The sequence below is a fragment of the Pseudomonas poae genome, from assembly GCA_028869255.1.
GTDB classification, from domain to species: Bacteria; Pseudomonadota; Gammaproteobacteria; order Pseudomonadales; family Pseudomonadaceae; genus Aquipseudomonas; species Aquipseudomonas poae_C.
The window spans coordinates 1,141,437-1,162,953 of record CP110972.1 but is presented as its reverse complement, the minus strand read 5'-3'; the positions used below and the strand labels follow the sequence as shown (position 1 = coordinate 1,162,953).

At 59.2% G+C, this 21,517-nt stretch carries 27 protein-coding genes and 1 pseudogene; 14 read left to right on the top strand and 14 right to left on the bottom strand.

What is annotated here, in order from left to right; all coding sequences use genetic code 11:
• Window positions 1-13 precede the first annotated feature (13 nt).
• Window positions 14-565: a translation initiation factor IF-3 gene (gene infC / locus LRS56_05485; protein ID WDU65695.1), complete on the bottom strand. Its 552-nt coding sequence runs from the start codon at window positions 563-565 to the stop codon at window positions 14-16.
• Window positions 565-2,487 carry a threonine--tRNA ligase gene (gene thrS, locus LRS56_05480; GenBank protein ID WDU63970.1) on the bottom strand — a complete coding sequence of 641 codons (1,923 nt, stop codon included), beginning with the start codon at window positions 2,485-2,487 and terminating at the stop codon, window positions 565-567. The genes infC and thrS overlap by 1 nt, the downstream gene beginning before the upstream one ends.
• Window positions 2,488-2,854: 367 nt before the next feature.
• Here thrS and LRS56_05475 point away from each other — a divergent pair, with 367 nt between their 5' ends.
• Both LRS56_05475 and LRS56_05470 read left to right on the top strand, forming a co-directional pair.
• Complete coding sequence (locus tag LRS56_05475) at window positions 2,855-3,169, top strand: hypothetical protein (protein WDU63969.1); 315 nt, start codon at window positions 2,855-2,857, stop codon at window positions 3,167-3,169.
• A gap of 289 nt (window positions 3,170-3,458) precedes the next feature.
• Window positions 3,459-3,671, top strand: coding sequence for a cold-shock protein (locus LRS56_05470; GenBank protein WDU63968.1), 213 nt, complete (start codon window positions 3,459-3,461; stop codon window positions 3,669-3,671).
• A 72-nt stretch (window positions 3,672-3,743) separates the two neighbouring features.
• On the opposite strand, the gene LRS56_05465 is transcribed toward LRS56_05470, so the two are convergent.
• Window positions 3,744-4,064 carry an I78 family peptidase inhibitor gene (locus LRS56_05465; protein WDU63967.1) on the bottom strand — a complete coding sequence of 107 codons (321 nt, stop codon included), beginning with the start codon at window positions 4,062-4,064 and terminating at the stop codon, window positions 3,744-3,746.
• Between the two features lie 144 nt (window positions 4,065-4,208).
• Entirely contained in the window at window positions 4,209-4,517 is a 309-nt protein-coding gene (locus tag LRS56_05460; protein ID WDU63966.1) for a hypothetical protein, read from the bottom strand.
• Window positions 4,518-4,674: 157 nt separating this feature from the next.
• On the opposite strand from LRS56_05460, the gene LRS56_05455 reads away from it, so the two are divergent.
• Window positions 4,675-4,887, top strand: coding sequence for a hypothetical protein (locus LRS56_05455; protein WDU63965.1), 213 nt, complete (start codon window positions 4,675-4,677; stop codon window positions 4,885-4,887).
• A gap of 33 nt (window positions 4,888-4,920) precedes the next feature.
• Here LRS56_05455 and LRS56_05450 read toward each other — a convergent pair whose 3' ends face one another.
• The 7 genes and pseudogenes from LRS56_05450 to LRS56_05420 form a co-directional block, all read right to left on the bottom strand.
• On the bottom strand, window positions 4,921-5,949 hold the full coding sequence (locus LRS56_05450; protein ID WDU63964.1) for a nucleoside hydrolase: 1,029 nt from the start codon (window positions 5,947-5,949) through the stop codon (window positions 4,921-4,923).
• Window positions 5,950-5,974: 25 nt separating this feature from the next.
• Window positions 5,975-6,379 (bottom strand): D-ribose pyranase, encoded by a 405-nt coding sequence (gene rbsD / locus LRS56_05445; GenBank protein ID WDU63963.1) that lies wholly within the window; start codon window positions 6,377-6,379, stop codon window positions 5,975-5,977.
• Window positions 6,376-7,293 (bottom strand): ribokinase, encoded by a 918-nt coding sequence (gene rbsK / locus LRS56_05440; protein ID WDU63962.1) that lies wholly within the window; start codon window positions 7,291-7,293, stop codon window positions 6,376-6,378. The genes rbsD and rbsK overlap by 4 nt, the downstream gene beginning before the upstream one ends.
• 23 nt (window positions 7,294-7,316) lie before the next feature.
• Complete coding sequence (locus LRS56_05435) at window positions 7,317-8,339, bottom strand: LacI family DNA-binding transcriptional regulator (protein ID WDU63961.1); 1,023 nt, start codon at window positions 8,337-8,339, stop codon at window positions 7,317-7,319.
• 3 nt (window positions 8,340-8,342) lie between these two features.
• Window positions 8,343-9,320: an ABC transporter permease gene (locus LRS56_05430; protein WDU63960.1), complete on the bottom strand. Its 978-nt coding sequence runs from the start codon at window positions 9,318-9,320 to the stop codon at window positions 8,343-8,345.
• Window positions 9,317-10,869, bottom strand: a pseudogene (locus LRS56_05425) (sugar ABC transporter ATP-binding protein). Before LRS56_05425 ends, LRS56_05430 begins: the two are co-directional and overlap by 4 nt.
• A gap of 57 nt (window positions 10,870-10,926) precedes the next feature.
• The gene (locus tag LRS56_05420; GenBank protein ID WDU63959.1) at window positions 10,927-11,886 is read right to left on the bottom strand and encodes a sugar ABC transporter substrate-binding protein; all 960 of its coding nucleotides are present in this window, start codon (window positions 11,884-11,886) and stop codon (window positions 10,927-10,929) included.
• Window positions 11,887-12,435: 549 nt separating this feature from the next.
• Here LRS56_05420 and LRS56_05415 point away from each other — a divergent pair.
• The 3 genes from LRS56_05415 to LRS56_05405 all read left to right on the top strand — a co-directional run bounded on the left by LRS56_05415 (window position 12,436) and on the right by LRS56_05405 (window position 14,660).
• Complete coding sequence (locus tag LRS56_05415; protein WDU63958.1) at window positions 12,436-13,524, top strand: asparaginase; 1,089 nt, start codon at window positions 12,436-12,438, stop codon at window positions 13,522-13,524.
• Between the two features lie 190 nt (window positions 13,525-13,714).
• The gene (locus tag LRS56_05410) at window positions 13,715-13,966 is read left to right on the top strand and encodes a DUF1654 domain-containing protein (protein WDU63957.1); all 252 of its coding nucleotides are present in this window, start codon (window positions 13,715-13,717) and stop codon (window positions 13,964-13,966) included.
• Between the two features lie 4 nt (window positions 13,967-13,970).
• Window positions 13,971-14,660 (top strand): endonuclease I family protein, encoded by a 690-nt coding sequence (locus tag LRS56_05405; GenBank protein ID WDU63956.1) that lies wholly within the window; start codon window positions 13,971-13,973, stop codon window positions 14,658-14,660.
• Window positions 14,661-14,691: 31 nt separating this feature from the next.
• On the opposite strand, the gene LRS56_05400 is transcribed toward LRS56_05405, so the two are convergent.
• The gene (locus tag LRS56_05400; protein ID WDU65694.1) at window positions 14,692-15,057 is read right to left on the bottom strand and encodes an SPOR domain-containing protein; all 366 of its coding nucleotides are present in this window, start codon (window positions 15,055-15,057) and stop codon (window positions 14,692-14,694) included.
• 262 nt (window positions 15,058-15,319) lie between these two features.
• Here LRS56_05400 and csrA point away from each other — a divergent pair, with 262 nt between their 5' ends.
• The 3 genes from csrA to LRS56_05385 all read left to right on the top strand — a co-directional run bounded on the left by csrA (window position 15,320) and on the right by LRS56_05385 (window position 16,350).
• A complete protein-coding gene (gene csrA / locus LRS56_05395; GenBank protein WDU63955.1) occupies window positions 15,320-15,514 on the top strand; it encodes a carbon storage regulator CsrA in 195 nt (64 codons plus the stop codon).
• Between the two features lie 196 nt (window positions 15,515-15,710).
• Window positions 15,711-15,962 (top strand): hypothetical protein, encoded by a 252-nt coding sequence (locus tag LRS56_05390; GenBank protein WDU63954.1) that lies wholly within the window; start codon window positions 15,711-15,713, stop codon window positions 15,960-15,962.
• 94 nt (window positions 15,963-16,056) lie between these two features.
• The gene (locus LRS56_05385; GenBank protein WDU63953.1) at window positions 16,057-16,350 is read left to right on the top strand and encodes a hypothetical protein; all 294 of its coding nucleotides are present in this window, start codon (window positions 16,057-16,059) and stop codon (window positions 16,348-16,350) included.
• Between the two features lie 20 nt (window positions 16,351-16,370).
• Here LRS56_05385 and LRS56_05380 read toward each other — a convergent pair whose 3' ends face one another.
• On the bottom strand, window positions 16,371-17,048 hold the full coding sequence (locus LRS56_05380) for an HAD family hydrolase (protein ID WDU63952.1): 678 nt from the start codon (window positions 17,046-17,048) through the stop codon (window positions 16,371-16,373).
• A 209-nt stretch (window positions 17,049-17,257) separates the two neighbouring features.
• Between LRS56_05380 and LRS56_05375 the strand changes: the two genes are divergently transcribed.
• The 5 genes from LRS56_05375 to LRS56_05355 all read left to right on the top strand — a co-directional run bounded on the left by LRS56_05375 (window position 17,258) and on the right by LRS56_05355 (window position 20,865).
• On the top strand, window positions 17,258-18,028 hold the full coding sequence (locus LRS56_05375) for an alpha/beta hydrolase (GenBank protein ID WDU63951.1): 771 nt from the start codon (window positions 17,258-17,260) through the stop codon (window positions 18,026-18,028).
• A 111-nt stretch (window positions 18,029-18,139) separates the two neighbouring features.
• Window positions 18,140-18,385 (top strand): DUF2790 domain-containing protein, encoded by a 246-nt coding sequence (locus LRS56_05370; protein WDU63950.1) that lies wholly within the window; start codon window positions 18,140-18,142, stop codon window positions 18,383-18,385.
• A 42-nt stretch (window positions 18,386-18,427) separates the two neighbouring features.
• Window positions 18,428-19,099 carry a heavy metal response regulator transcription factor gene (locus LRS56_05365; GenBank protein ID WDU63949.1) on the top strand — a complete coding sequence of 224 codons (672 nt, stop codon included), beginning with the start codon at window positions 18,428-18,430 and terminating at the stop codon, window positions 19,097-19,099.
• Window positions 19,096-20,496: a heavy metal sensor histidine kinase gene (locus LRS56_05360; GenBank protein WDU63948.1), complete on the top strand. Its 1,401-nt coding sequence runs from the start codon at window positions 19,096-19,098 to the stop codon at window positions 20,494-20,496. The genes LRS56_05365 and LRS56_05360 overlap by 4 nt, the downstream gene beginning before the upstream one ends.
• Before the next feature lie 144 nt (window positions 20,497-20,640).
• Complete coding sequence (locus LRS56_05355) at window positions 20,641-20,865, top strand: hypothetical protein (protein WDU63947.1); 225 nt, start codon at window positions 20,641-20,643, stop codon at window positions 20,863-20,865.
• Window positions 20,866-20,871: 6 nt separating this feature from the next.
• Here LRS56_05355 and pcp read toward each other — a convergent pair whose 3' ends face one another.
• Window positions 20,872-21,513 (bottom strand): pyroglutamyl-peptidase I, encoded by a 642-nt coding sequence (gene pcp / locus LRS56_05350; GenBank protein ID WDU63946.1) that lies wholly within the window; start codon window positions 21,511-21,513, stop codon window positions 20,872-20,874.
• Window positions 21,514-21,517 lie beyond the last annotated feature (4 nt).

The window sequence follows — 21,517 nt, the reverse complement described above, 5'->3', positions numbered from 1 at the left end:
CGTGCCCTGTTGATTACTTCTTCTTTTTCGGGGCGATGACCATGATCAGCTGGCGTCCTTCCATCTTAGGATGCTGTTCGACCGAACCGTACTCGAGCAGGTCAGCTTCAACCCGCTTGAGGAGTTCCATCCCCAGCTCCTGGTGGGCCATCTCACGGCCGCGGAATCGCAAGGATACCTTGGCCCTGTCCCCATCACTCAGGAAACGTACCAGGTTGCGCAGTTTTACCTGGTAATCCCCTTCCTCCGTCCCTGGACGAAACTTGATTTCTTTTACTTGAATCTGCTTCTGGTTCTTCTTCGCTGCAGCAACCTGCTTCTTCTTTTCGAAGATCGATTTGCCGTAGTCCATCACCCGGCAAACAGGCGGGATTGCGTCGGCGGAAATTTCCACCAGGTCCAATTTGGACTCTTCAGCGATACGAAGCGCTTCATCAATCGAGACGATGCCAATCTGCTCGCCGTCAGCGCCAATTAACCGAACCTCGCGTGCCGAGATATTCTCGTTGATCGGGGCTTTCGGTGCAGCTCGTTTATCTTGTCTCATTTCACGCTTAATAATAATTACTCCGAATCTGGGCGACCACGCCGGGAAACCGCTTGCGCGAGGAACTCAGCGAACTGGGCGACGGGCATCGAGCCCAGGTCAGCACCTTCACGAGTACGCACAGCGACAGTCTGCATCTCGACTTCCCGATCTCCGATAACCAAAAGATAGGGAACCTTGAGCAAAGTATGCTCGCGGATTTTAAAGCCGATCTTTTCATTTCTCAAGTCGGACTTGGCACGAAATCCGCTTTCGTTGAGAGTTTTTTCAACTTCAGCGGCAAAATCGGCCTGTTTATCAGTGATATTCATGATCACTGCCTGGGTCGGAGCCAGCCACGCGGGGAATGCACCCTCGTAGTGCTCGATCAGGATCCCGACGAACCGTTCGAACGAGCCGAGGATCGCCCGGTGCAGCATGACCGGGTGCTTACGGCTGTTATCTTCGGAGACGTATTCGGCTCCCAAACGGATCGGCAGGTTAAAATCGAGCTGCAAAGTACCACATTGCCAGACACGACCAAGACAATCTTTCAGCGAGAATTCGATTTTCGGGCCGTAGAAGGCGCCCTCACCCGGCTGCAGATCGTACGCAAGGCCCGCACTGTCTAGCGCAGCGGCCAGTGCCGCTTCGGCGCGATCCCACAACTCATCGGAGCCAACGCGCTTTTCCGGACGAGTGGACAGTTTCATTTCGACCTCGGTAAAACCGAAATCGCGGTACACGTCCATGGTCAGCTTGATGAACGCTGCGGATTCGGCCTGCATCTGCTCTTCAGTGCAGAAGATGTGGGCGTCGTCCTGAGTGAAGCCGCGCACACGCATGATGCCGTGCAGCGCACCCGATGGCTCGTTGCGGTGGCAGGCACCGAATTCGGCCAGGCGCATCGGCAACTCGCGGTAGCTCTTCAGGCCCTGGTTGAACACCTGCACATGGCATGGGCAGTTCATTGGCTTGATGGCGTAGTCGCGGTTTTCCGACTGGGTAGTGAACATGTTGTCGGCGTAGTTGGCCCAGTGCCCGGATTTCTCCCACAGGCTGCGATCAACAACCTGCGGAGTCTTGATCTCCAGGTAGCCGTTTTCGCGCTGAACCTTGCGCATGTACTGCTCGAGCACCTGATACAGGGTCCAGCCGTTCGGGTGCCAGAACACCATGCCCGGCGCTTCTTCCTGGAGGTGGAACAGGTTCAGGCGCTTGCCGATCTTGCGGTGGTCGCGTTTTTCGGCTTCTTCGATGCGCTGGATGTACGCCGCCAGCTGCTTCTTGTCAGCCCAGGCAGTACCGTAGATCCGCTGCAGTTGCTCGTTCTTCGCGTCGCCGCGCCAGTAGGCACCCGACAGCTTGGTCAGCTTGAACGACTTGAGGAAGCGCGTGTTCGGCACGTGCGGGCCACGGCACATGTCGACATATTCTTCGTGGTAGTACAGGCCCATGGCCTGCTCGTCCGGCATGTCTTCCACCAGACGCAGCTTGTAGTCTTCACCGCGGGCGGTGAACACGTCGATCACTTCGGCGCGCGGCGTGACCTTCTTGATCACGTCGTAATCTTTTTCGATCAGTGCGTGCATGCGCTGTTCGATCGCGGCCAGATCGTCCGGTGTAAAAGGACGCTCGTAGGCGATGTCGTAATAGAAGCCTTCTTCGATGACCGGGCCGATCACCATCTTCGCGGTGGGGTACAGCTGCTTGACCGCATGGCCAATCAGGTGCGCGCAAGAGTGGCGAATGATCTCCAGCCCCTCTTGATCCTTGGGCGTGATGATTTGCAGGCTGGCATCGCCGGTGATCAGGTCGCTGGCGTCGACCAGCTTGCCGTCGACCTTGCCGGCCACGGTGGCCTTGGCCAGGCCGGCACCAATGGATGCGGCGACCTCGGCTACGGAAACCGAGTGATCGAATGAACGTTGACTGCCGTCGGGAAGAGTAATAGTTGGCATGGCGCCTCCTCTCCTAGTGGTGACCCCTACCAAAGGTCACGTGGGTTGGGATGAGCCAGTACAAGATCCAATACCAGGCCGTTCAGTGATGAACGCCTGCCTTACAGCGGCAGGAGCCTTTCGGCCAACCGATAATCGAACCAGAGTGACTGGAGTGAGCTAAAAAGAAACATGGCAAGGCGGCAACTGGCGCGCCCGGAATTAGCCAAGCGCAAGATCCTAGCACAGATGAACGGTCATCGCGCCGCTGCCGCTTTGCGTAAAGACAAATTCCGCCCTTTATAGCTGCAAAAGTGAACTTGAGCTGTACGCAATGCCTCAAACCCACCGAGAATCGCCGTTCGTCCTCGACCTAAAGGAGCATCCCATGATGCGTTTTACCTCTACCCTCGCTCTCGCCGCTACCCTGAGCCTCCTTTCCCTCGGCGCGCAGGCTGCAGCCCCTTCCAACTGGCCAGCCGGTGCCCGCGACAGCTTCGTCAGCGACTGCAGCGCAGCTGCCAGCCAGAACGTGGATGCCAAAACCGCCAAAGACCATTGCGAATGTGGCGCGGACAAGATCAATGCCGAACTGAGCACCGCCGAAATCAAGGAACTCATGACCAACCAGAACGCCAGCCAGGCGCTGAAAAACAAGGCGGTCGCGGCTATTTCGTCCTGCAAAGTCGTGAAGAAAAAGTAAGATCGGCGCCTGATCAGACGGCCGTTTTGCTGGAAAAACAGCCTGAAAACCGCCATTTCTCACAAATTACGCAGCTTTTACGGCTTTTTTTACCAGCGAATATTTCGTGCGAAAGCCCCGTAAATCGGGGCTTTCAGCCGACCAAAGCACTAAACGCAACGCTATTGATTAGCAAACAATGCCTTGGGGGGGCTCCCAAGCCGAACATTTCGACTATGATAGCCCGGTGTGCCCAGTTGGCCTGAGCAGCACAGCACTACTGAAAATATATGTTTCTTGGAGATACACCATGTCTAATCGCCAAACCGGCACCGTTAAATGGTTCAACGATGAAAAAGGCTTCGGCTTCATCACTCCTCAAGGTGGCGGTGACGACCTGTTCGTACACTTCAAAGCTATCGAAAGCGACGGTTTCAAAAGCCTGAAAGAAGGCCAAACCGTTTCCTTCGTGGCTGAGAAAGGCCAAAAGGGTATGCAAGCTGCACAGGTTCGCGCAGAGTAATCTCCGCTGAGCTAAAAAAACCCCGTCCATGTGACGGGGTTTTTTATGGGCGGTGCAAAAGCCCGTCAGCTATCAGCCGCAGTTGACCCGCGTGATCACCAGGCTGTCTTCGGTGTTCAGGTTCAGGCGGTCGGAGCGGTACTCCAGGGTGATCATGTCGTTGGGCTTGAGAATTCGTGCGTTCTGCGCACCGGCACGGGTACGCGCCTGCTCCAGCAACTGGGGCGAAGCTTTCTGGCCGATCGTGAACTCGGCGGCCTTCGACTCACAGCGGCTATGACCAGCATCGGCCACGGCGGCGTCTTTGGCTGGCTCAGAGGCACCCGGGGTGCTGCAACCCGCCAACGCGAGTGCTGCCAACAAAGTACCGAATGATGCGAGCTTCCAAGGCATGAAGCCTCCTATGATAAAAAATGGACAGAGATCGTGCGACAGCGATCGGGCGGATTGGTTTCAAGACGTAAACCGCCGCAGGGCAAGTCTGCCTGACTCTCCACAGGCAATCGCCCGATCAATCGTGACTGGATATGAACGTATTCAGTAGATGTCGATGTAGTCAAACGGCGGTTTGGGCCAGTTCTGTTTCAATGCATTGAAAATCTGCATGACCCAGACCTCATCGCTGGCAGCCACATTGCCCACGTAACCAGAGCCTTTGGCCCAGGTTTCCAGGCGAAACAGCAAGCCTTCGATAGCTACCCCGCCCACCGCCTCGCCCGAGGAGATGTAGGCGATACCGGCCTTGGTCACGCGTAATTGGGTATGTTCGTCGTCACTGGCACTGGCGATCAGTTGGCGCACGGCCGCTGGCGTCAGGTTCTCGGGGTTATTCAAGTCGATCTGCACGCGGTGTTTCCCGGCAATTAAACAGGCAGACAGTGTCGCACAGCGCCCTCTTCATGCCTAAGTAGCAGTGCCAAACACCGCGCAAAATGGTTAACTGCCCCGGTAAGAACCGCGTTTTAGCGCACTGCCCAGTATTTCAGCCCCGTGAGCCCCCACCATGAGCACCGTTACCCTGCAAGCCGACATCAAAGCCAAGTGGCCCCAAGGGCAAAGCTCCTACAGCCCCGGAAGCCCTGAGGAGTTGGCAATCATCGGTATCGACCTGTTGGTCAAGGAACTGGGTACCCAGGCCGCGCAAGCATTCATCGGCCAGATATTCGAGAAATACCCGGCCGACCACATGGGGGCACACGACCCCGAGCGCGAATAAGCACCGACCCGAGAACGCCGGTCGGCAAACGTATTACTTCAGACGTGCAAGGCGCTCGGTCAGCAGGTCGAAAAAGCCCTGGGCGTCGCCGCTTTCAACCCAGAACGCGTTCTTCGGTTGTTTCAGGCCGTCGTACCAATCGACGATGGTCTGGCCGAAGGTCGGGCCCTCACGGCTGTCCACCACGACGTTGACCTCGCGACCGCTGAACAGTGACGGTTTAAGCAGGTAGGCAATGACAGTAGCGTCATGCACTGGGCCGCCGGGGATGCCGTAGTGTTCCATGTCGCCCTTGACGTATTCATTGAGGATATCGCCGACGACCTTGCTCGCATTGTTCTTGATGTCGGCAATCTGCTTCAGGCGTGCCTCACTGGTCAGAACCTTGTGGGTCACATCCAGCGGCAGGTAAGTCAGTTTGACGCCGCTTTTAAGCACGATCTCGGCGGCCAGCGGGTCGGCAAACAGGTTGAACTCCGCAACCGGCGTTATATTGCCGCCATTGAAGTGCGCCCCACCCATCACCACCACTTCCTTGATGCCTTGGGTGATCTCCGGCGCCTGGGTCAGTGCCAGCGCCAGGTTGGTTTGCGGGCCAAGCATGGCCAGGGTGATGCTGTGGGGTTTGGCGGTGCTGAGGGTCTTGATCAGGTAGTCGACAGCATTGCCGTCAGCCAGGCCTTTTTTCGGTTCGTGCACGGTGACGCCGGAAATACCTTCCTTGCCATGGATGTTCTCGGCATAGATCGGCGTGCGCAGCAGCGGCTTGGGTGCGCCGGCATATACCGGGATGTCCTCACGCCCTGCCCACTCGCGTGCCAGCCGCGCATTGCGGGAGGTCTTGTCCAGGCGCACGTTGCCGGCCACGGTGGTCAACGCACGAATGTTCAATTCGTCCGGAGAGGCCATGGCGAACAGCAACGCCACCACATCATCGGCGCCTGGGTCGGTGTCGATGATCAGGTCGATTTTCTCCGCCGCGTGGGCGCTTGCAGCAGTGAGCGCGGACAAAAGCAGAACACTCCGAAACAGATTTTTCAGGGTTGGGAGACCACGTTGCATAAAACACTCCTTGTCGTTGGGGATTCTAGAACGTTACGCCGGACACCAGCGCGATGTTGCAGTAAGGCTGGCATTCGCCGGTGCGGACCACGGCGCGCGCCTTGCGGCTGAGCTGCTTGAACTCTTCGTGGCTGACCAGGCGCCGCTCACCCAGAGCGGCCTGCTCTGTAAGCGTATTAAGCTCACTCAGCGCGGGCGGCTGCTTGAGCAGGATCTCTTCGGCCAGCACATGGCTTTCCACCTGCATTTCGCTGAGCACAATGCGCAGGGTGCTGATGAAATCAGGGATGCCCTGGGTCAGCGCCAGGTCGATCAGCTCGACACCCGGCGGCACCGGCAAGCCTGCATCGCCAATCACCAGGATGTCGCCGTGGCCCAGGGACGCAATCACCCGCGACAGAGCGATGTTGAGCAGAGGGGTCTTTTTCATGAGGGCACAAAACCTTGTACGTCGTGCAGCGTGGGAATGGAGGGTTGTGCACCGGCGCGGGTGACCGACAGGGCGGCCGCGACCTGGCCAAACCGAATGGCCTCGGCCTCGCTTTTGCCAGTGGCCAACGCCGCAGCAAACCCGCCGACAAATGTGTCACCGGCCGCCGTGGTATCCACGGCCTTGACCTTGGGCGCCACCAGGTGCTCAAACACGTGGCCGTTGCTGAACAGCGCGCCCTGCGCGCCCAGAGTGATGATGACCTTGCCGGCGCCCGCCTGGACCAGCTGCAATGCTGCGACCCTGGCGCTGTCGAGGGAGTCGACCGTCACGCCGCTCAGTGCCGAGGCTTCGCTTTCGTTGGGGATCAGGTAGTCGATCGAGGCATACCATTCAGCCGGCAAGGGCGCGCTGGCCGGGGCCGGGTTGAGGATCACCGTCTTGCCCAGCTCACGGCCGCGCTTGAGGGCATAGCCCACGGTGGCCATCGGCACTTCCAACTGGCAGACGATCACCTCGGCCGCCTGCAACACAGCATCAAATGCCTGCAGCGAGGCCGGTGTCAGTTCGCCATTGCTGCCCGCGACGATCACAATCGCATTCTGGCTGCTGTCATCCACCACGATCAGCGCTACGCCGCTGGAGCCGTCCACGGTGCTGACCGCCTGGCAATCGATGCTTTCCACCTGCAACGCATCGCGCAATTGAGCGCCATACGCATCGCTGCCGACACAGCCGATCATCGCAACATCCGCCCCGAGGCGCGCCGCGGCCACAGCCTGGTTGGCGCCCTTGCCGCCGGGCACGGTCGAGAATGTCTGGCCGATCAGGGTTTCACCGGCACGCGGCAAGCGGCTGGCGCGGGTGACCAGGTCCATGTTCAAGCTGCCTATTACCACTACTTTTGCTGGCATACATCAGTACTCATCAATTCGGTTCAGCGGTATTGGGCGAACACACCGGCAAACGGCGCCGTTGACTCACGCAAAACAATGCTCGGCGTCACGATGCGCTGATCGATCGGCATTTGGGGTGTCGCAATTCGTCGCAATAAAAGCTCGGCCGCCGTCTCGCCCAATTGCACGATCGACTGCCCGACCGTGGTCAACGCCGGGTACACGTAACGGCCCATTTGAATGTCATCGAAGCCGATCACCGACAGCTCGCCCGGCACGCGGATATTACGCTCGGCGGCCGCACGCAACACGCCGAAACCGATCATGTCGTTGCTGGCGAAAATCGCGCTGGGCGGGTTTTCCGACAACAACTTCACGGCGGCGGCATAACCGCCGGTGCTGGTGAAGTCGCTTTCCTGAGTGCGATTGGCCGCCACCTCGACACCCGCCTCGCGCAGCGCACGGCGATAGCCGGCCAGACGCATTTGCGCCACGCGGGTATGGCCAGGGCCGCCGATGCAGGCAATGTCTTTATGGCCCAGTTCGAGCAAGTGCCGGGTCGCCAGGTAAGCGCCCTGCTCATGGTCGATGCGCACCAGGTCGACATCAATGCCGTCCAGCGCCCGGTCGACAATCACCATGGGCGTGCGCACCGCACTCAAGCCGGCGGCAAGGCCGCTGTCGTCACCGCCCACCGAGGTCACGATCAAACCGTCGATGCGCTTCTCGAGCAACACGCGCAAATAACTGCGCTGCTTTTCGGCGTTGTCATCGGAGTTGCAGAGGATCACGCAATAACCGTTACGCTCGCAGTAGTCCTCGATGCCGCGGGCCAGCTCCGCAAAATACGGGTTGAGGCTGTTAGGCACCAGCAGGCCGATGGTAGCCGTGGTCTTGGCCTTGAGCGAACGGGCGACGGCGCTGGGCACGTAGTCGAGCTGCTTGATCGCCGCTTCGACTTTGATACGTACCGGCTCACTCACCGGGCGCGTCTTGTTCACCACGTGCGACACCGTGGTGTAGGAAATACCTGCAAGCGCTGCCACATCCTTGATCGTTGCCATGGCTCAGCCTCGCCGACTGGCGCGCTGGCTGCGGTAGGTGTCGAGGACCACGGCAATCACGATAACGGCACCGGTAATGATACGTTTGGTGGGTTCCGTGGCGCCGATCTGCGCAAGGCCGGCGGCCAGTACCGAAATAATCAACACCCCGAAGAACGTACTGATCACCGAGCCACGCCCGCCCATCAGGCTGGTGCCGCCGATCACCACGGCCGCAATCACTTGCAGCTCCAGGCCGGAGCCGGCATTCGGGTCCGCCGCTTCCAGGCGCGAAATCTGGAACAGTGCCGCCACGCCGGCCAGCAGGCCCATCAGGCTGAACACCAGGATCTTGTAGGGTTTTGGATTGATCCCCGCCAGGCGCACGGCCTCTTCGTTGGTACCGATACCGATCAGGTAACGGCCGAACACCGTGCGGGTCAATACCAACTGCGCGGCGATGATCACCAGCAGCGCAATGATAAACGACGGTGAAATACCGAAGGCAATCGGGTTGGACAGCCAGGCGAACGAATCACCGATGTAGGCCGTGCGCGAGCCGGTCATCTGATACGCCACGCCACGGGCCATTTCCAGCACGCCCAGGGACACGATAAACGACGGGATCCGCCAGGCCACAGTGATCGAGCCGGTAAGGGTGCCGGCCAGTGCCGCGCAGCCCATGCCGAGCAAGGCCGCCGGCAACACGCTCCAGCCCCAGCCGAGAATCGCCACGCTGACGGCGGAAGCGGCCAACGCCAGCACCGACCCTACCGACAGGTCGATGCCGCCGATGATCAGGATAAAGGTCATGCCCACCGCCAGCACCATCAGGTCCGGGATCTGGTTGGCCAGGGTGCTGAAGGTGTCGTAGGACAGGAAGTGATCGCTGAGCACCGAGAACAGCGCAATCATCGCCAGCAACGCGCCCGCCAGCCCGAGGTAGGTACCCAGGCCATAGAAGTTGCCGCCAGTTTTACCGGGGGAAGTTGTGGTTTTCATGGGGTATCCCTAAGCACTGCGTCATTGAGCAGCGCATCACGTTTCTGATAGCCGGCAAAGGCGGCGGCGAGCAATTCGTCCTGGGTCCAGCTGTCGCGCTCGAAGGTCTCGATCAGCTTCCCGGCGGACAGCACGCCGATACGGTCGCAGATCAGCATGAGTTCACGCAGATCGCTGGACACCACCACCAGCGCTTTGCCCTGGCGGGTCAATTCGCCCAGCAAGGCATAAATGTCGAACTTGGCACCGACGTCGATGCCACGGGTCGGCTCGTCGAACAGCATCACTGAGCAGTCGCGCTCCAGCCAGCGGCCGATCACCACTTTCTGCTGGTTGCCGCCCGACAGCTCCGACACCAATTGGGCCGGGCTGGAACTGCGAATACGCATGGCATCGATCTGGCGCTTGGCCAAGGCGGTTTCGTCGCGGCTGTTGACCACGCCGCCGCCGGAGATTTCCGGCATGTTGCCCAAGGCGATATTGGCGCTGATGGACTGGGTCAGCAGCAAGCCTTCGCCCTTACGGTCCTCGGTAATCAGCGCGATGCCATGCCCCACCGCGTCCACCGGCGAGCGAATGCTCACCACTTGGGCGGGCGAGCCCAAGGCAACGGTACCGCTGTCGGCCAGGTCGGCGCCGAAGATCAGGCGCAACAACTCCGTTCGGCCAGCACCGATCAGGCCGGAAATGCCGTAGATCTCACCGGCGCGCACTTCAAAGGACACGTCGCGGACCTTGTCCGAGCGGGTCAAGCCTTTACCGTCAGGGCCGGGCCGCCGATGGTGCGCGGGCCCAGGTCGATCTGTTCGCCCAGCTCGCGGCCGACCATCAAGGTCACCAGTTGCTCGCTGTTGTAGTTGGCCATCGGCTCGACACACACCAGCTTGCCGTCACGCAATACCGCAATGCGTTGGGCCACGCGAGCCAGCTCTTCAAGCCGATGCGAAATATAAATGATCGCCACGCCCCGGGCCTGCAGGCGGGTGATTTGCTCAAACAGCATCTCGACTTCGCGGGCGGTGAGCATGGCCGTGGGTTCGTCGAGGATCAGTACATGACAATCGCCGATCAGGTTGCGGGCAATTTCGACCATCTGCTGATGGCCGATGCCCAGGCTGCCGACCAGGGTGTCCGGGTCGATCGCATCCAGGCCGACCTGGGCCATGGCCTCGATCGCGGCCTTGCGCAGCTGCTTGCGGTTGATCCAGCCACAGTTTCTGGGCAGGTTATCCAGGAACAGGTTTTCGGCCACGGTCAGCGTTGGCAGCAGGTTGAGTTCCTGCATGACCATCCGCACGCCCAGCTCTTCTGCCTGGGTGCGGCTGCCTGGGCGGTAGTCCTGACCGTTGAACTGCATATGCCCGGCAGTCGGCGGGACCAGCCCGCCGATGATCTTCGACAAGGTGCTTTTGCCTGCGCCGTTTTCGCCGGTCAGCGCCAGCACTTCCCCGCGATTGAGCGTCAGGGTGATGTCCGACAGAACCGGTTGGGCATAGGTCTTGCCGATACCGCTGACCGAGAGGACAGCGTTCGGGGCGGAAGATGACATAGGAAAATCTCCAGGCGCCCGCCCAGGACGAGCGAGCGCTGTTGGGTGCTGCCAGGATTACTTCTTGAGGACGAGTTCGACCGGGGTTTCGATCACGCCGTCTTTGGCATCGACTTTTTCACCCTTGACCAGCTTGAGCGCGTTCTGGATACCGAACACGGCTTGCTGGGCGGCGGCCTGGTCGGCGGTCGCCAGGATACGGCCGTCTTTCAACATCGGCTTGATGGCTTCAATGTTGTCGTAGCCCACCACCAACACTTTGCCGGCCTTGCCTGCCGCACGCACGGCAGAGACAGCGCCCAGGGCCATGTTGTCGTTACCGGCCAGCAGAGCCTTGAGGTCCGGGTATTCACTCAACATGGCGGAGGCAACTTTCTGGCCCTGGTCGATTTCCCAGTTGCCGGATTGAGTGGAGACGATTTTCATGCCGGCAGCGTCCATCGCGTCCTTGAAGCCAGCGGTGCGCTGCTGGGCGTTGGTGGTGGTCGGTACGCCTTCGATGATGCCGACCTTGTCACCCGACGCCAGTTGCTTGGCCAGGTAATCGCCCACCAGCTTGGAGCCTTTGCGGTTGTCGGGGCCGACGAAGGGGATATTCAGGTTTTTGCTTTTCAGTACGTCCGGGTCCAGGCGGTTGTCGATGTTGACGACTTTGATTCCGGCATCGGAGGCTTTCTTCAACACGGTGACCAGCGCCTTGGAGTCGGCAGGTGCGATGACGATAGCGTTGACCTTGGCGAGGATCATCTGATTGACGATATCGATTTGCGCGCTGGTATCGGTTTCGTTCTTGATACCGTTGGTGATCATGTCGAAATCGGCGGCGTGGTCTTTCTGATAAGCCTTGGCGCCGTCCTGCATGGTGACGAAAAATTCATTGGCAAGGGATTTCATGACCAGGCCGACCTTGGGTTTGGCGGCGGCATCATCAGCGAATGCAGAAGAAAGAGGTAAAGCGACGGATGCGGCAGCAAGCACAGCGACAGCAAGAAGACGTCCAGCGAATGGCAGCTTCATGGGTTCACTCCGATCTTATGATTATTGTGAGCAACGCTTGCACCGAAGAGTGCTTCGGCAGCCGTCCCACCCGGGTGGCTGATACGAGCGGTCACGACACTCCAGGAGAATGTCGAGAAACATCTCGCAAACGTTTGCGTTATTCAAACTATGAGAACCTTGTCGAGATTTGTCAACGGTAGAAAACAGCCTTTCAGCCAAGCCATGCCCCCCCTTGCCGTCAACGTGATTAAACATTGCCCTCGCCCGGTCGTTCTCTAAAACGACAGGTGTTGCGCGCGTTTCATACCCCCCGGTAATAATCTCGTCAGAGTTTTCGGACAACCGAACGCAAAAGTACTCATCTGTTCGGAAAGCCGGACAGACGCTTACACGAACACTTTATAACCTCGGCAGAAATTGTTTTAAATCAACACGTTAATTTATAAACACGAGCATTATCGGCTTGGTACAAATCCTGCTCTTTCTCAGCACCTCGAGCGTTCAGAACCGCCCGGGTGTTCTAGATGAACCTGCTACAGCACTCATCAAAAACCAGAGAGAAAAATAATGAAATCTGCACTGAAAACTATTGTTCCGGGCGCTTTGGCCCTCCTGCTGTTGTTCCCCGTTGCCGCTCAGGCAAAAGACGTTGAAACCAAGACCAAGCTGTCCAACGTGGTGATCCTCGCCACCGGCGGCACCATTGCCGGCGCTGGCGCCAGCGCGGCCAACAGTGCTACTTACCAGGCCGCTAAAGTCGGCATCGAGCAATTGATCGCTGGTGTTCCTGAGCTTAGCCAGATCGCGAATGTGCGCGGCGAGCAAGTGATGCAAATTGCGTCCGAAAGCATCAACAACGAAAACCTGCTGCAACTGGGTCGCCGCGTCGCCGAACTGGCCGACAGCAAGGATGTGGACGGCATCGTGATCACCCACGGCACCGACACCCTGGAAGAAACCGCCTACTTCCTGAACCTGGTGGAGAAAACCGACAAGCCAATCGTTGTCGTCGGCTCCATGCGCCCAGGCACCGCGATGTCGGCCGACGGCATGCTCAATCTGTACAACGCGGTGGCCGTAGCCGGCAGCAAAGATGCGCGTGGCAAAGGCGTGCTGGTGACCATGAACGACGAGATCCAGTCGGGTCGCGACGTCAGCAAGATGATCAATATCAAGACCGAAGCGTTCAAGAGCCCATGGGGCCCGCTGGGCATGGTGGTTGAAGGCAAATCCTACTGGTTCCGCCTGCCTGCCAAGCGCCACACCATGGATTCCGAGTTCGACATCAAGAACATCAAGAGCCTGCCGGATGTTGAAATTGCCTACGGTTACGGCAACGTGAGCGACACCGCCTACAAGGCCCTGGCCCAGGCAGGCGCAAAAGCCATCATCCATGCCGGCACCGGCAATGGTTCGGTGTCATCCAAGGTAGTCCCTGCCCTGGTGGAGTTGCGCAAGCAAGGCGTGCAGATCATTCGCTCTTCCCACGTGAATGCCGGCGGCATGGTCCTGCGCAATGCCGAACAGCCTGACGACAAGTACGACTGGGTCGCTGCCCTCGACCTGAACCCACAGAAAGCCCGCATCCTGGCAATGGTCGCCCTGACCAAAACCCAGGACAGCAAAGAGCTGCAACGGATGTTCTGGGAATATTGATTGCTGGTAACACCTCGGCAGGGGCGGCTAATGCCGCCCTGCCCTCCCCGCAAAACCTGCGATACAAACACCTTTGCCCTACGCCGAACTACCCAAACAGCTGTCAGACGAACTTCTTGAAATTTAAGCAGTTGCGAAATCGCCCGCAGTTAAATACTGTATGTGCGTACAGCTTATTAAGGAATACTCCGTGGCAAAGTCCTCTTCCGCAGTGCAAGCCCCTCCTGGTGCCTACGAACGCCTGGCCGTTCGTGTGCAAAAGATCATCAATTCGAGCAACGCTCAAAAAGCCAAGGCAGCCTTGATCTTCCGTTTACCGGATGAGCCGGAGGATGAATGGGCGCGTTTGCTTGAAGAAATTGCGGAGAACGACAACGTCACCCTCGCCTATCGGGACGACGGTGGTGTGCAGATTTTCTGGGTTGTGCCGAAGGAAGATTGATTCAATGAGTGTCCGTTTAATCGCGGTCTGCTGCCTGTTTTTTGCCGTTGCCGCCCATGCCCAGGCGCCTCGCACGTTCAGCGAAGCCAAGAAAGTTGCGTGGAAGCTCTACGCCCCGCAATCCACGGAGTTCTACTGCGGCTGCAAATACACCGGCAACCGCGTGGACCTTAAAGCCTGCGGCTACATCCCGCGCAAAAACGCCAATCGCGCTGCGCGTATCGAGTGGGAGCACATTGTTCCGGCCTGGCAGATCGGGCATCAGCGCCAGTGCTGGCAGAACGGTGGGCGCAAAAACTGCACGCGCCATGATGACGTATTCAAGCGCGCCGAAGCGGACCTGCATAACCTGGTGCCGAGCATCGGCGAGGTCAATGGTGACCGTAACAACTTCAGTTTCGGTTGGCTGCCTGTGCAAAGCGGGCAGTACGGCTCATGCCTGACCCAGGTGGACTTCAAGGCCAAGAAGGTCATGCCACGCCCGTCCATTCGTGGAATGATCGCGCGCACCTATTTCTACATGAGCAAGCAGTACGGTTTGCGCCTGTCGAAACAGGATCGCCAGCTGTATGAAGCCTGGAGCAAGACCTACCCGGTGCAACCCTGGGAGCGCCAGCGAAACCAGACGGTGGCCTGCGTGATGGGGCGTGGAAATGAGTTTGTCGGCCCGGTAAACCTTAAAGCCTGCGGCTGAATATGGGCGGGACTCCCGCCCAATCGGCCCATTACTGCGCGGCGTTATGCTCGATGATCTCCGACACTGTGTCGGTTTTCTTGGCCCGTGCCATTTTCTCGTTAAGCAATGCCTGCTTGGCCTCGGCTTCAGCCTTGGTTGCAAACGGTCCCAACAGCACGTCGTCCTTGCCGTCCACCTTCACGATATAAAAATTGAAACCATGTTCCAGCAACCAGGCCGTGAGGTCGGTGATCGCCTGCAATTTGTGGTCCGGCGGGCCTACCCGCACATCCCACTCTTGAGCGGCAATCGCGCCTGTTTGTGGCTGGCTTTGGGTGGTGACAGGCTTGGCCTTGGGGGCATCGACGCTTTTGCCTTCGCCGCAACCGGCCAATGCCAACACCGCAATTGCCATCGCTACTTTACGCACTGCCCTGCTCCTTTGAGGATAAAGAGGCAACTTTATCATTCACTGTCTATTCTGGCCGTCATAAACGTTGGCTTAAACAATGCGAATGATGTATCGCAGACCTGTATGATGCCGCCATGGGAATTAATGCCGCCTCTATGCGTCCTAAAAGAGGCAGTCACAGGGAAGCGCTTAGCAGTAAGCTACACACATCCGACATCTGCCCTGTCTGAAACATGTGTCCTTAAAAGTAATCAAGGAGAAGTCCATGCTTATACTCACCCGCAAAGTCGGTGAAAGCATAAACATCGGTGATGACATCACGATCACCATCCTGGGCGTCAGCGGCCAGCAAGTACGAATCGGCATCAACGCACCCAAGGATGTTGCCGTGCATCGCGAGGAGATCTACCAGCGCATCCAGGCCGGCCTGACTGCCCCGGATAAAAACCAGACGCCTTGAAGCACCTCAGTAGCCAGCCCTTTCGTTCACTGTAACGGCTGGCGAAGACCCCTTCGAACTGCTCTTGCCCTGGTGGCGTGATCGCTCATCTTAGCCCCAAGATGAAACTGTCTTCACGCCCGGAACTTGTGGCGCCCTTCACAGCCGAATCACCTGACTGAACCCTTGCCATCCGTGTGCGCTCAGGAGCACGTCGATGAGGCCTACCACCGCGCAGCCATATGCCTCCGTTTCCTGGGTGATCGCCCTGTTGATCGGGCTGGCCTTTGTGGGTCTGGAATATGGTTTGAGGCTTGAGATCCAGGGCGCCGACTCCTCCAAGTCCCATTCCTGGCTGGACCTGGCGCTGTTGCTGTGTACCTACCTCTTCATGTTCTGCCTCAAGCCGATTCAGAAGGCCGTGCAGCGTAAAATGTGTCGACAAACTGCGCACAAGACAGCCCGCTGATGGCCCGCTAATCGCTATCGGATCGCCGGCATTTACAGCCGTGCTACACGGCCTATGCTTGGATCTGCACGGTTACTGAAAGGCCCGCAAGCTGATGGACACACTGTCTAAATCCCAAATCGAATCTGCGCTGGCAGCGCGCCTGCCCAGCTATAAGATCACCTGCACACTGCACGCCGACGGTACGCTTTCGGCCGTACTCAGCGGCCCGGAAACCGACCATTTCGCAATTACCGGAATCGTGCGGGCGCAGTATCGCGGCGCCGAAGCGATTGCCCGGCTGGCCAATGAAATTCTCAGGGAGATGGTGCTGTCACGCCAGGCGATGAGGAATGATCGAATGCAGCCGCCTGCCGCCGCCACCTGCGAACAAGGCCGAGACCGATAGAGGGCTCGGCCTTTTTACTGTCAGCCCGCGTCATTGTGCAAATACAACAAACCGTCGTCTGCGCGCTGCACCCGTACCTGTTCATACCCGCCTATCGAAGGATGCTCTGTGACCATCGGCTTGAGGTGTGTCGCCGTCACGACCATCACATCCGCCCCGGCGGCCTCGCCCGCACGAATGCCCACCGTCGCATCTTCAAATACCAGGCAATCCTGCACCGGCACGCCCAGGCGCTGCGCGCCCAGCACATAACAGGCCGGGTCTGGCTTGCCGACGGCGACGTCTTCGGCCGTGACCAGCACCGCCGGCGGCGCAATGCCGGCCGCTTGCAGGCGACGCAACGCCAGCTCCCTGGGCGCAGACGTGACCTGCGCCCATTGATCGCTCGGCAGGCTGTTCAAAAACGCGACCGCACCGGGAATCGCTATCACACCGTCGACATCATTGATCTCAGCCTCGGTGATCCACTGCGCCTCAGCCTCAGGATCGACGCCCGGCAATGCCTGGCGGGCGATGGTATCGATCGCACGGGCGCCATGAATGGTCGCCAGAAAAGCCGCCACATCCAGCCCGTGGCGTTCAGCCCAGATGCTCCACACCCGCTCGGCGGCGGCGATAGAGTTGAGCAGGGTCCCGTCCATATCGAACAGAAAGGCGCGGTAACGGCGGGCAAATACAGCTGAACCTCGGATGGACACTGCGTGGTTTCCTCGTGGGCTGTTACAAATAATCGGCCCGATGCAATCTACGGATCACCTTTGTGCTTGTAAACGCCACCTGATCAATCGATTGCATTACAGGTTTGTAATCAAGCTGTAAGTCTGCACAACCCCCTCACTTCATACAGTGGAGTCGTCAGTCACCCACAGCGGTTGACGCTACTTCCTACTGATGAAAAGGGTCCTCCATGAAACCTGCAAGCAAACTCTGCCTGATCGCCGCGAGCCTGTTGATGCTCGGCACCGGCACCGCCATGGCCGACACTGTCGCTCCGGTCAAAGCCAATAACGTGGTGCTGGTGCACGGCTCATGGGCCGACGGTTCAAGCTGGTCCGAAGTGATCACCCGCCTCCAGGCTGCCGGCCTGCATGTGACCGCGGTACAAAACCCACTGACCTCGGTAGCCGATGACGTCGCCGCCACCAACCGCGTGCTGGACCAACAGGATGGCCCTACCGTGCTGGTTGGCCATTCCTACGCCGGCACCGTGGTGAGCGACGCCGGGGCAAACCCGAAAGTCAGCTCACTGGTGTACGTGGCGGCCCGTGCGCCGGACGCCAACGAAGATTTCGTCGCCCTCTCCGCCAAGTTTCCGACCACCCCCGTGCGCGAAGGCGTGGTGGAACACGACGGTTACCTCAGCCTCAACCAGGACGCGTTCCTCAAGTATTTCGCCGCCGACGTACCAAGAGCCAAAGCCCTGGAGCTGTACGCCGTGCAACAACCGATCGCCAAGAGCCTGTTCAGCGGCCGCACCGTGAACGCCGCCTGGCACACCAAGCCATCCTGGTACGCCGTGTCGAGCAACGACCAGACCATCAACCCGGATTTCGAACGCTTCCTCGCCAAGCGCATGAATGCCACCACGATCGAGCTGCCGTCGAGCCACTTGTCGCTGGTGTCGCACGCCAAGGAAATCACGGACCTGATCCTCGAAGCCTCCGGCCGCCAGCCTTAAACCCTTCATTACAAACTTGTCATCAACCTGTTGGTTGGCTGTTCGGGGCGCCTGGTTACCGTGAATGCACTGCCATGACCTGGCAGCCACCCCTTAAAGAGAGATACCGCCATGAAACTGTTTATCCTTGGTTTTACCGCATTGCTGGCCACCGGCTCAGTGTTCGCCGCCGAACCCGTTATTCACGATAAAACCGGCTTTTTCGTACATCTGGATGTGGACAAAGTAGTGTCGAGCACCGACACCTACGGCCAATGCGGCATCGTGCCAGCCCGCCTCGACTACCTGGACAGCCAGGGCCGTGAACACGTGCTGGACTATCAAGTCCAGGCCATCGGTTGCCCGAGCGACAATTGATCGGACTACACTTGCGCCACGCATTAAGACAGGACACTTCCCATGAACATCCTCGTAGTCGAAGACGAACCCAAGGCCGGCAATTACCTGCTTAACGGCCTGCAGGAACTGGGCTACTCCGTGAGCCTCGCCCGTGACGGCGTGGACGGTTTGCACCTGGCCCTGGAAACGCCTTTCGACGTGATCGTGCTGGATGTGATGATGCCGAAAATGGACGGTTGGGAAGTCCTGCGCCGCCTGCGCAAGGAAGCCGACACACCGGTACTTTTTCTGACCGCTCGCGACGACATTTCCGACCGCATCAAGGGCCTGGAACTGGGCGCCGATGATTACCTGATCAAGCCCTTCTCCTTCGCCGAACTGGTGGCACGCTTGCGCACCCTGACCCGTCGCGGACCCAGTCGTGAAGAAGAGCAGCTGCAGATTGCCGACTTGCAGATCGACGTGCTGAAACGCCGCGTTACCCGGGCCGGTACCCGCATCACCCTGACCAACAAAGAGTTCGCGCTGCTGCACCTGTTCGCCACGCACCAGGACCAGGTGCTGTCCCGTTCGCTGATCGCGTCGCGGGTGTGGGACATGAATTTCGACAGTGATACCAATGTGGTGGACGTAGCCGTGCGGCGCCTGCGCCTGAAAATCGACGACCCGTTCCAGCTCAAATTGATCCACAGCGTGCGGGGCATTGGCTACCGCTTCGATACCCAGCCATGAATAATCGCCGCCACTATTCGCTGACACTGCGCCTGGCACTGATCTTCGCGCTGCTGGCCTTTGCCCTGCTGGCGACCCTGGGCGTGGCGCTGTACCGCGAGCTGGAGCGCGAATTGGTCATGCGCGACGACGCCGCGTTGATCTATCGCGTCGATCAACTGCGCAACCTGCTCAATGACAGCAACACCCTGGACCTGATCAAGACCAAGCCGGAACTGTTCCAGAATATGCTGGGCAACCGCGAGTCGGTCCTGAGCATCGCCGCGCCCGGGCAGACGCCGTTGCTGCTGGTAAACCCGGGCAATATCGACTTGCCGGCGATACCACCCGTGCCGAAAAACCATGAACTGGCGTTTGCCGACGTGCACCACTTTCCCGGCAGCAACGGCGTGCCCTTCGCCAGCGTAGCGGCCTCCATCGATTCCGGCGACCTGGGCAGCCTGCAAGTCACCACCGGGCGCCTGATGACCGAACGCACCGCCGTACTCGCCAGCTATCGCTTGAGCGTTTATATCCTGGCAAGCATCGCCGCGATCACCCTGGCACTGGTCGGCTACCTGCTGGTGCATCGCGGCCTGCTGCCGTTGCGGCGCCTGGCCCGGCATGCCCAGGGCATCGGTGTCGGCAACCTCGCCGAACGCCTTGACAGCCACGGTGCGCCAAAAGAGCTGCTACCGATGATCAACGCCTTCAACACCATGCTTGAACGCCTGGCAAAGGGGTTTGTGCAACTGGGCCAAGTGTCCACCGATATGGCCCACGAACTGCGCACGCCAATCAACAACCTGCTGGGCGAAACCCAGGTTGCCCTGCAACAGCACCGCAGCATCGAGAGCTATCAGCAACTGCTGGCATCCAATGTCGAAGAGCTGGAACGCCTGGCGCGGATGCTCGACAACATGCTGTTCCTGGCCCGCACCGACCCTGCCAGCGCCCTGCGCCAACGCCAGGAACTCAGTGCGGCGCAAGAAGTGGAACGCATCGCCGACTACTTTGAAGGCCTGGCCGGTGATGTGGAAATCAGCATTTATGCCAAGGGGCAAGGCGTGATCTGGGCTGAACCGATGCTGCTGCGTCGGGCGCTGGCGAACCTGTGCGCCAACGCCATCAAATATGGCGCGCCGCGCTCCCAGCTGACGATCCAGGCGATCCCGGAGGCCGACGGTATCAACCTGCGGGTGAGCAACCAGGGCGAAACCATCGCGGCCGAGCATCTGCCGCGGCTGTTCGAACGGTTTTACCGGGTGGATGAATCACGCGAGCGGTCGGCCCAGTCCAATGGGCTGGGCTTGTCGATTGTGGCGACCATCATGCAACTGCATAACGGGCGATACAGCGTGAGCAGTGAGGCGGGGGTAACGTGTTTCGAGTTGTTTTTCCCGAGGCGCGAGGACTGAGCGGCAGGCGCTCAGTGTTATTTTGCAAAGGTTTGCCTCTCCCCCTGGGCCCAACTCGCACTAATCTCGGTTTCCCAGCGTTTGAGCACGCTGAATATCCCGGCTCAAGGCAGAGACGGCGCAAGCAATCAAGGAGATTCGGGCATGGAAATACGATTGGGCGTACTGGAAAAGAGGCTGGCGGAGATGAAAGAAAAACTGATCACCGTTTCGAGCAAGGCAGACTCCATGGAAAAGCACTTTGCTTCCAGGGCGGACCTCGCAACCACTGAACTGAATCTCATCAAATGGTACGTGGCAACAGCCTTTGCCATGACCGGCCTGGCCTGCGCCATCACCTTCGGGCTCACCCGGCTGTTTGCGACCTGAGGCAGGTCAACTGACCTGCCCACCGGCTTGTGTTACATCGACGGCTGTTTGCCACGCCGTCAGTACAGCCACCTGCAACCCCTCGACCAACGTGTCCAGCGGCATCGACGGCTGACCCGAAACAACTGCCTGTTCCGGCAGCAACGGCACGTGGATAAACCCACTGCGTACGGTGGTTGCGGCGAGTGCATGCTGCAGCAGATAAAACACCTGGTTACACACAAAGGTCCCCGCCGTCTGCGAAACAGACGCAGCGCCCCCCGCGTCGCGTACAGCCTTGACCATCGCCTTGATCGGCAGCGTCGTGAAATAGGCCGCCGGGCCATCCACCACAACCGGCGTATCAATTGGCTGCTCGCCCAGGTTGTCTGGGATGCGCGCATCATTCACGTTGATTGCCACGCGCTCCACGGAAATAGTACTGCGCCCAGGCCCCAGGCCGACGGCAATGACCATCGCCGGCTGCCATTCGTCGATCAGTTGCGTCAGGCACTTTCCCGCCGTGGCAAATGCACAAGGCAATCGACGCGCAACAATTTGCACATCGGCGCCCAGTTGCAGGCCATCCAACCGGCTCACAGCTTCCCAGGATGGGTTTATGGCATCTTGATCAAAGGGCTCGAAGCCCGTTAGCAACAGCGTTTGCATCGTG

Bases quoted from the DNA above. Each gene is read 5' to 3' on its own strand.
- LRS56_05405 (WDU63956.1), top strand. From the start codon at position 13,971: ATGAGTGTCCGTTTAATCGCGGTCTGCTGCCTGTTTTTTGCCGTTGCC.
- LRS56_05420 (WDU63959.1), bottom strand. From the start codon at position 11,886: ATGAAGCTGCCATTCGCTGGACGTCTTCTTGCTGTCGCTGTGCTTGCT.
- csrA (WDU63955.1), top strand. From the start codon at position 15,320: ATGCTTATACTCACCCGCAAAGTCGGTGAAAGCATAAACATCGGTGAT.
- rbsK (WDU63962.1), bottom strand. From the start codon at position 7,293: ATGCCAGCAAAAGTAGTGGTAATAGGCAGCTTGAACATGGACCTGGTC.
- rbsD (WDU63963.1), bottom strand. From the start codon at position 6,379: ATGAAAAAGACCCCTCTGCTCAACATCGCTCTGTCGCGGGTGATTGCG.
- LRS56_05370 (WDU63950.1), top strand. From the start codon at position 18,140: ATGAAACTGTTTATCCTTGGTTTTACCGCATTGCTGGCCACCGGCTCA.
- LRS56_05475 (WDU63969.1), top strand. From the start codon at position 2,855: ATGATGCGTTTTACCTCTACCCTCGCTCTCGCCGCTACCCTGAGCCTC.
- LRS56_05435 (WDU63961.1), bottom strand. From the start codon at position 8,339: ATGGCAACGATCAAGGATGTGGCAGCGCTTGCAGGTATTTCCTACACC.
- LRS56_05430 (WDU63960.1), bottom strand. From the start codon at position 9,320: ATGAAAACCACAACTTCCCCCGGTAAAACTGGCGGCAACTTCTATGGC.
- pcp (WDU63946.1), bottom strand. From the start codon at position 21,513: ATGCAAACGCTGTTGCTAACGGGCTTCGAGCCCTTTGATCAAGATGCC.
- LRS56_05470 (WDU63968.1), top strand. From the start codon at position 3,459: ATGTCTAATCGCCAAACCGGCACCGTTAAATGGTTCAACGATGAAAAA.
- LRS56_05415 (WDU63958.1), top strand. From the start codon at position 12,436: ATGAAATCTGCACTGAAAACTATTGTTCCGGGCGCTTTGGCCCTCCTG.
- LRS56_05455 (WDU63965.1), top strand. From the start codon at position 4,675: ATGAGCACCGTTACCCTGCAAGCCGACATCAAAGCCAAGTGGCCCCAA.
- thrS (WDU63970.1), bottom strand. From the start codon at position 2,487: ATGCCAACTATTACTCTTCCCGACGGCAGTCAACGTTCATTCGATCAC.
- LRS56_05465 (WDU63967.1), bottom strand. From the start codon at position 4,064: ATGCCTTGGAAGCTCGCATCATTCGGTACTTTGTTGGCAGCACTCGCG.
- LRS56_05360 (WDU63948.1), top strand. From the start codon at position 19,096: ATGAATAATCGCCGCCACTATTCGCTGACACTGCGCCTGGCACTGATC.
- LRS56_05375 (WDU63951.1), top strand. From the start codon at position 17,258: ATGAAACCTGCAAGCAAACTCTGCCTGATCGCCGCGAGCCTGTTGATG.
- LRS56_05385 (WDU63953.1), top strand. From the start codon at position 16,057: ATGGACACACTGTCTAAATCCCAAATCGAATCTGCGCTGGCAGCGCGC.
- LRS56_05390 (WDU63954.1), top strand. From the start codon at position 15,711: ATGAGGCCTACCACCGCGCAGCCATATGCCTCCGTTTCCTGGGTGATC.
- LRS56_05355 (WDU63947.1), top strand. From the start codon at position 20,641: ATGGAAATACGATTGGGCGTACTGGAAAAGAGGCTGGCGGAGATGAAA.
- LRS56_05450 (WDU63964.1), bottom strand. From the start codon at position 5,949: ATGCAACGTGGTCTCCCAACCCTGAAAAATCTGTTTCGGAGTGTTCTG.
- LRS56_05400 (WDU65694.1), bottom strand. From the start codon at position 15,057: ATGGCAATTGCGGTGTTGGCATTGGCCGGTTGCGGCGAAGGCAAAAGC.
- LRS56_05365 (WDU63949.1), top strand. From the start codon at position 18,428: ATGAACATCCTCGTAGTCGAAGACGAACCCAAGGCCGGCAATTACCTG.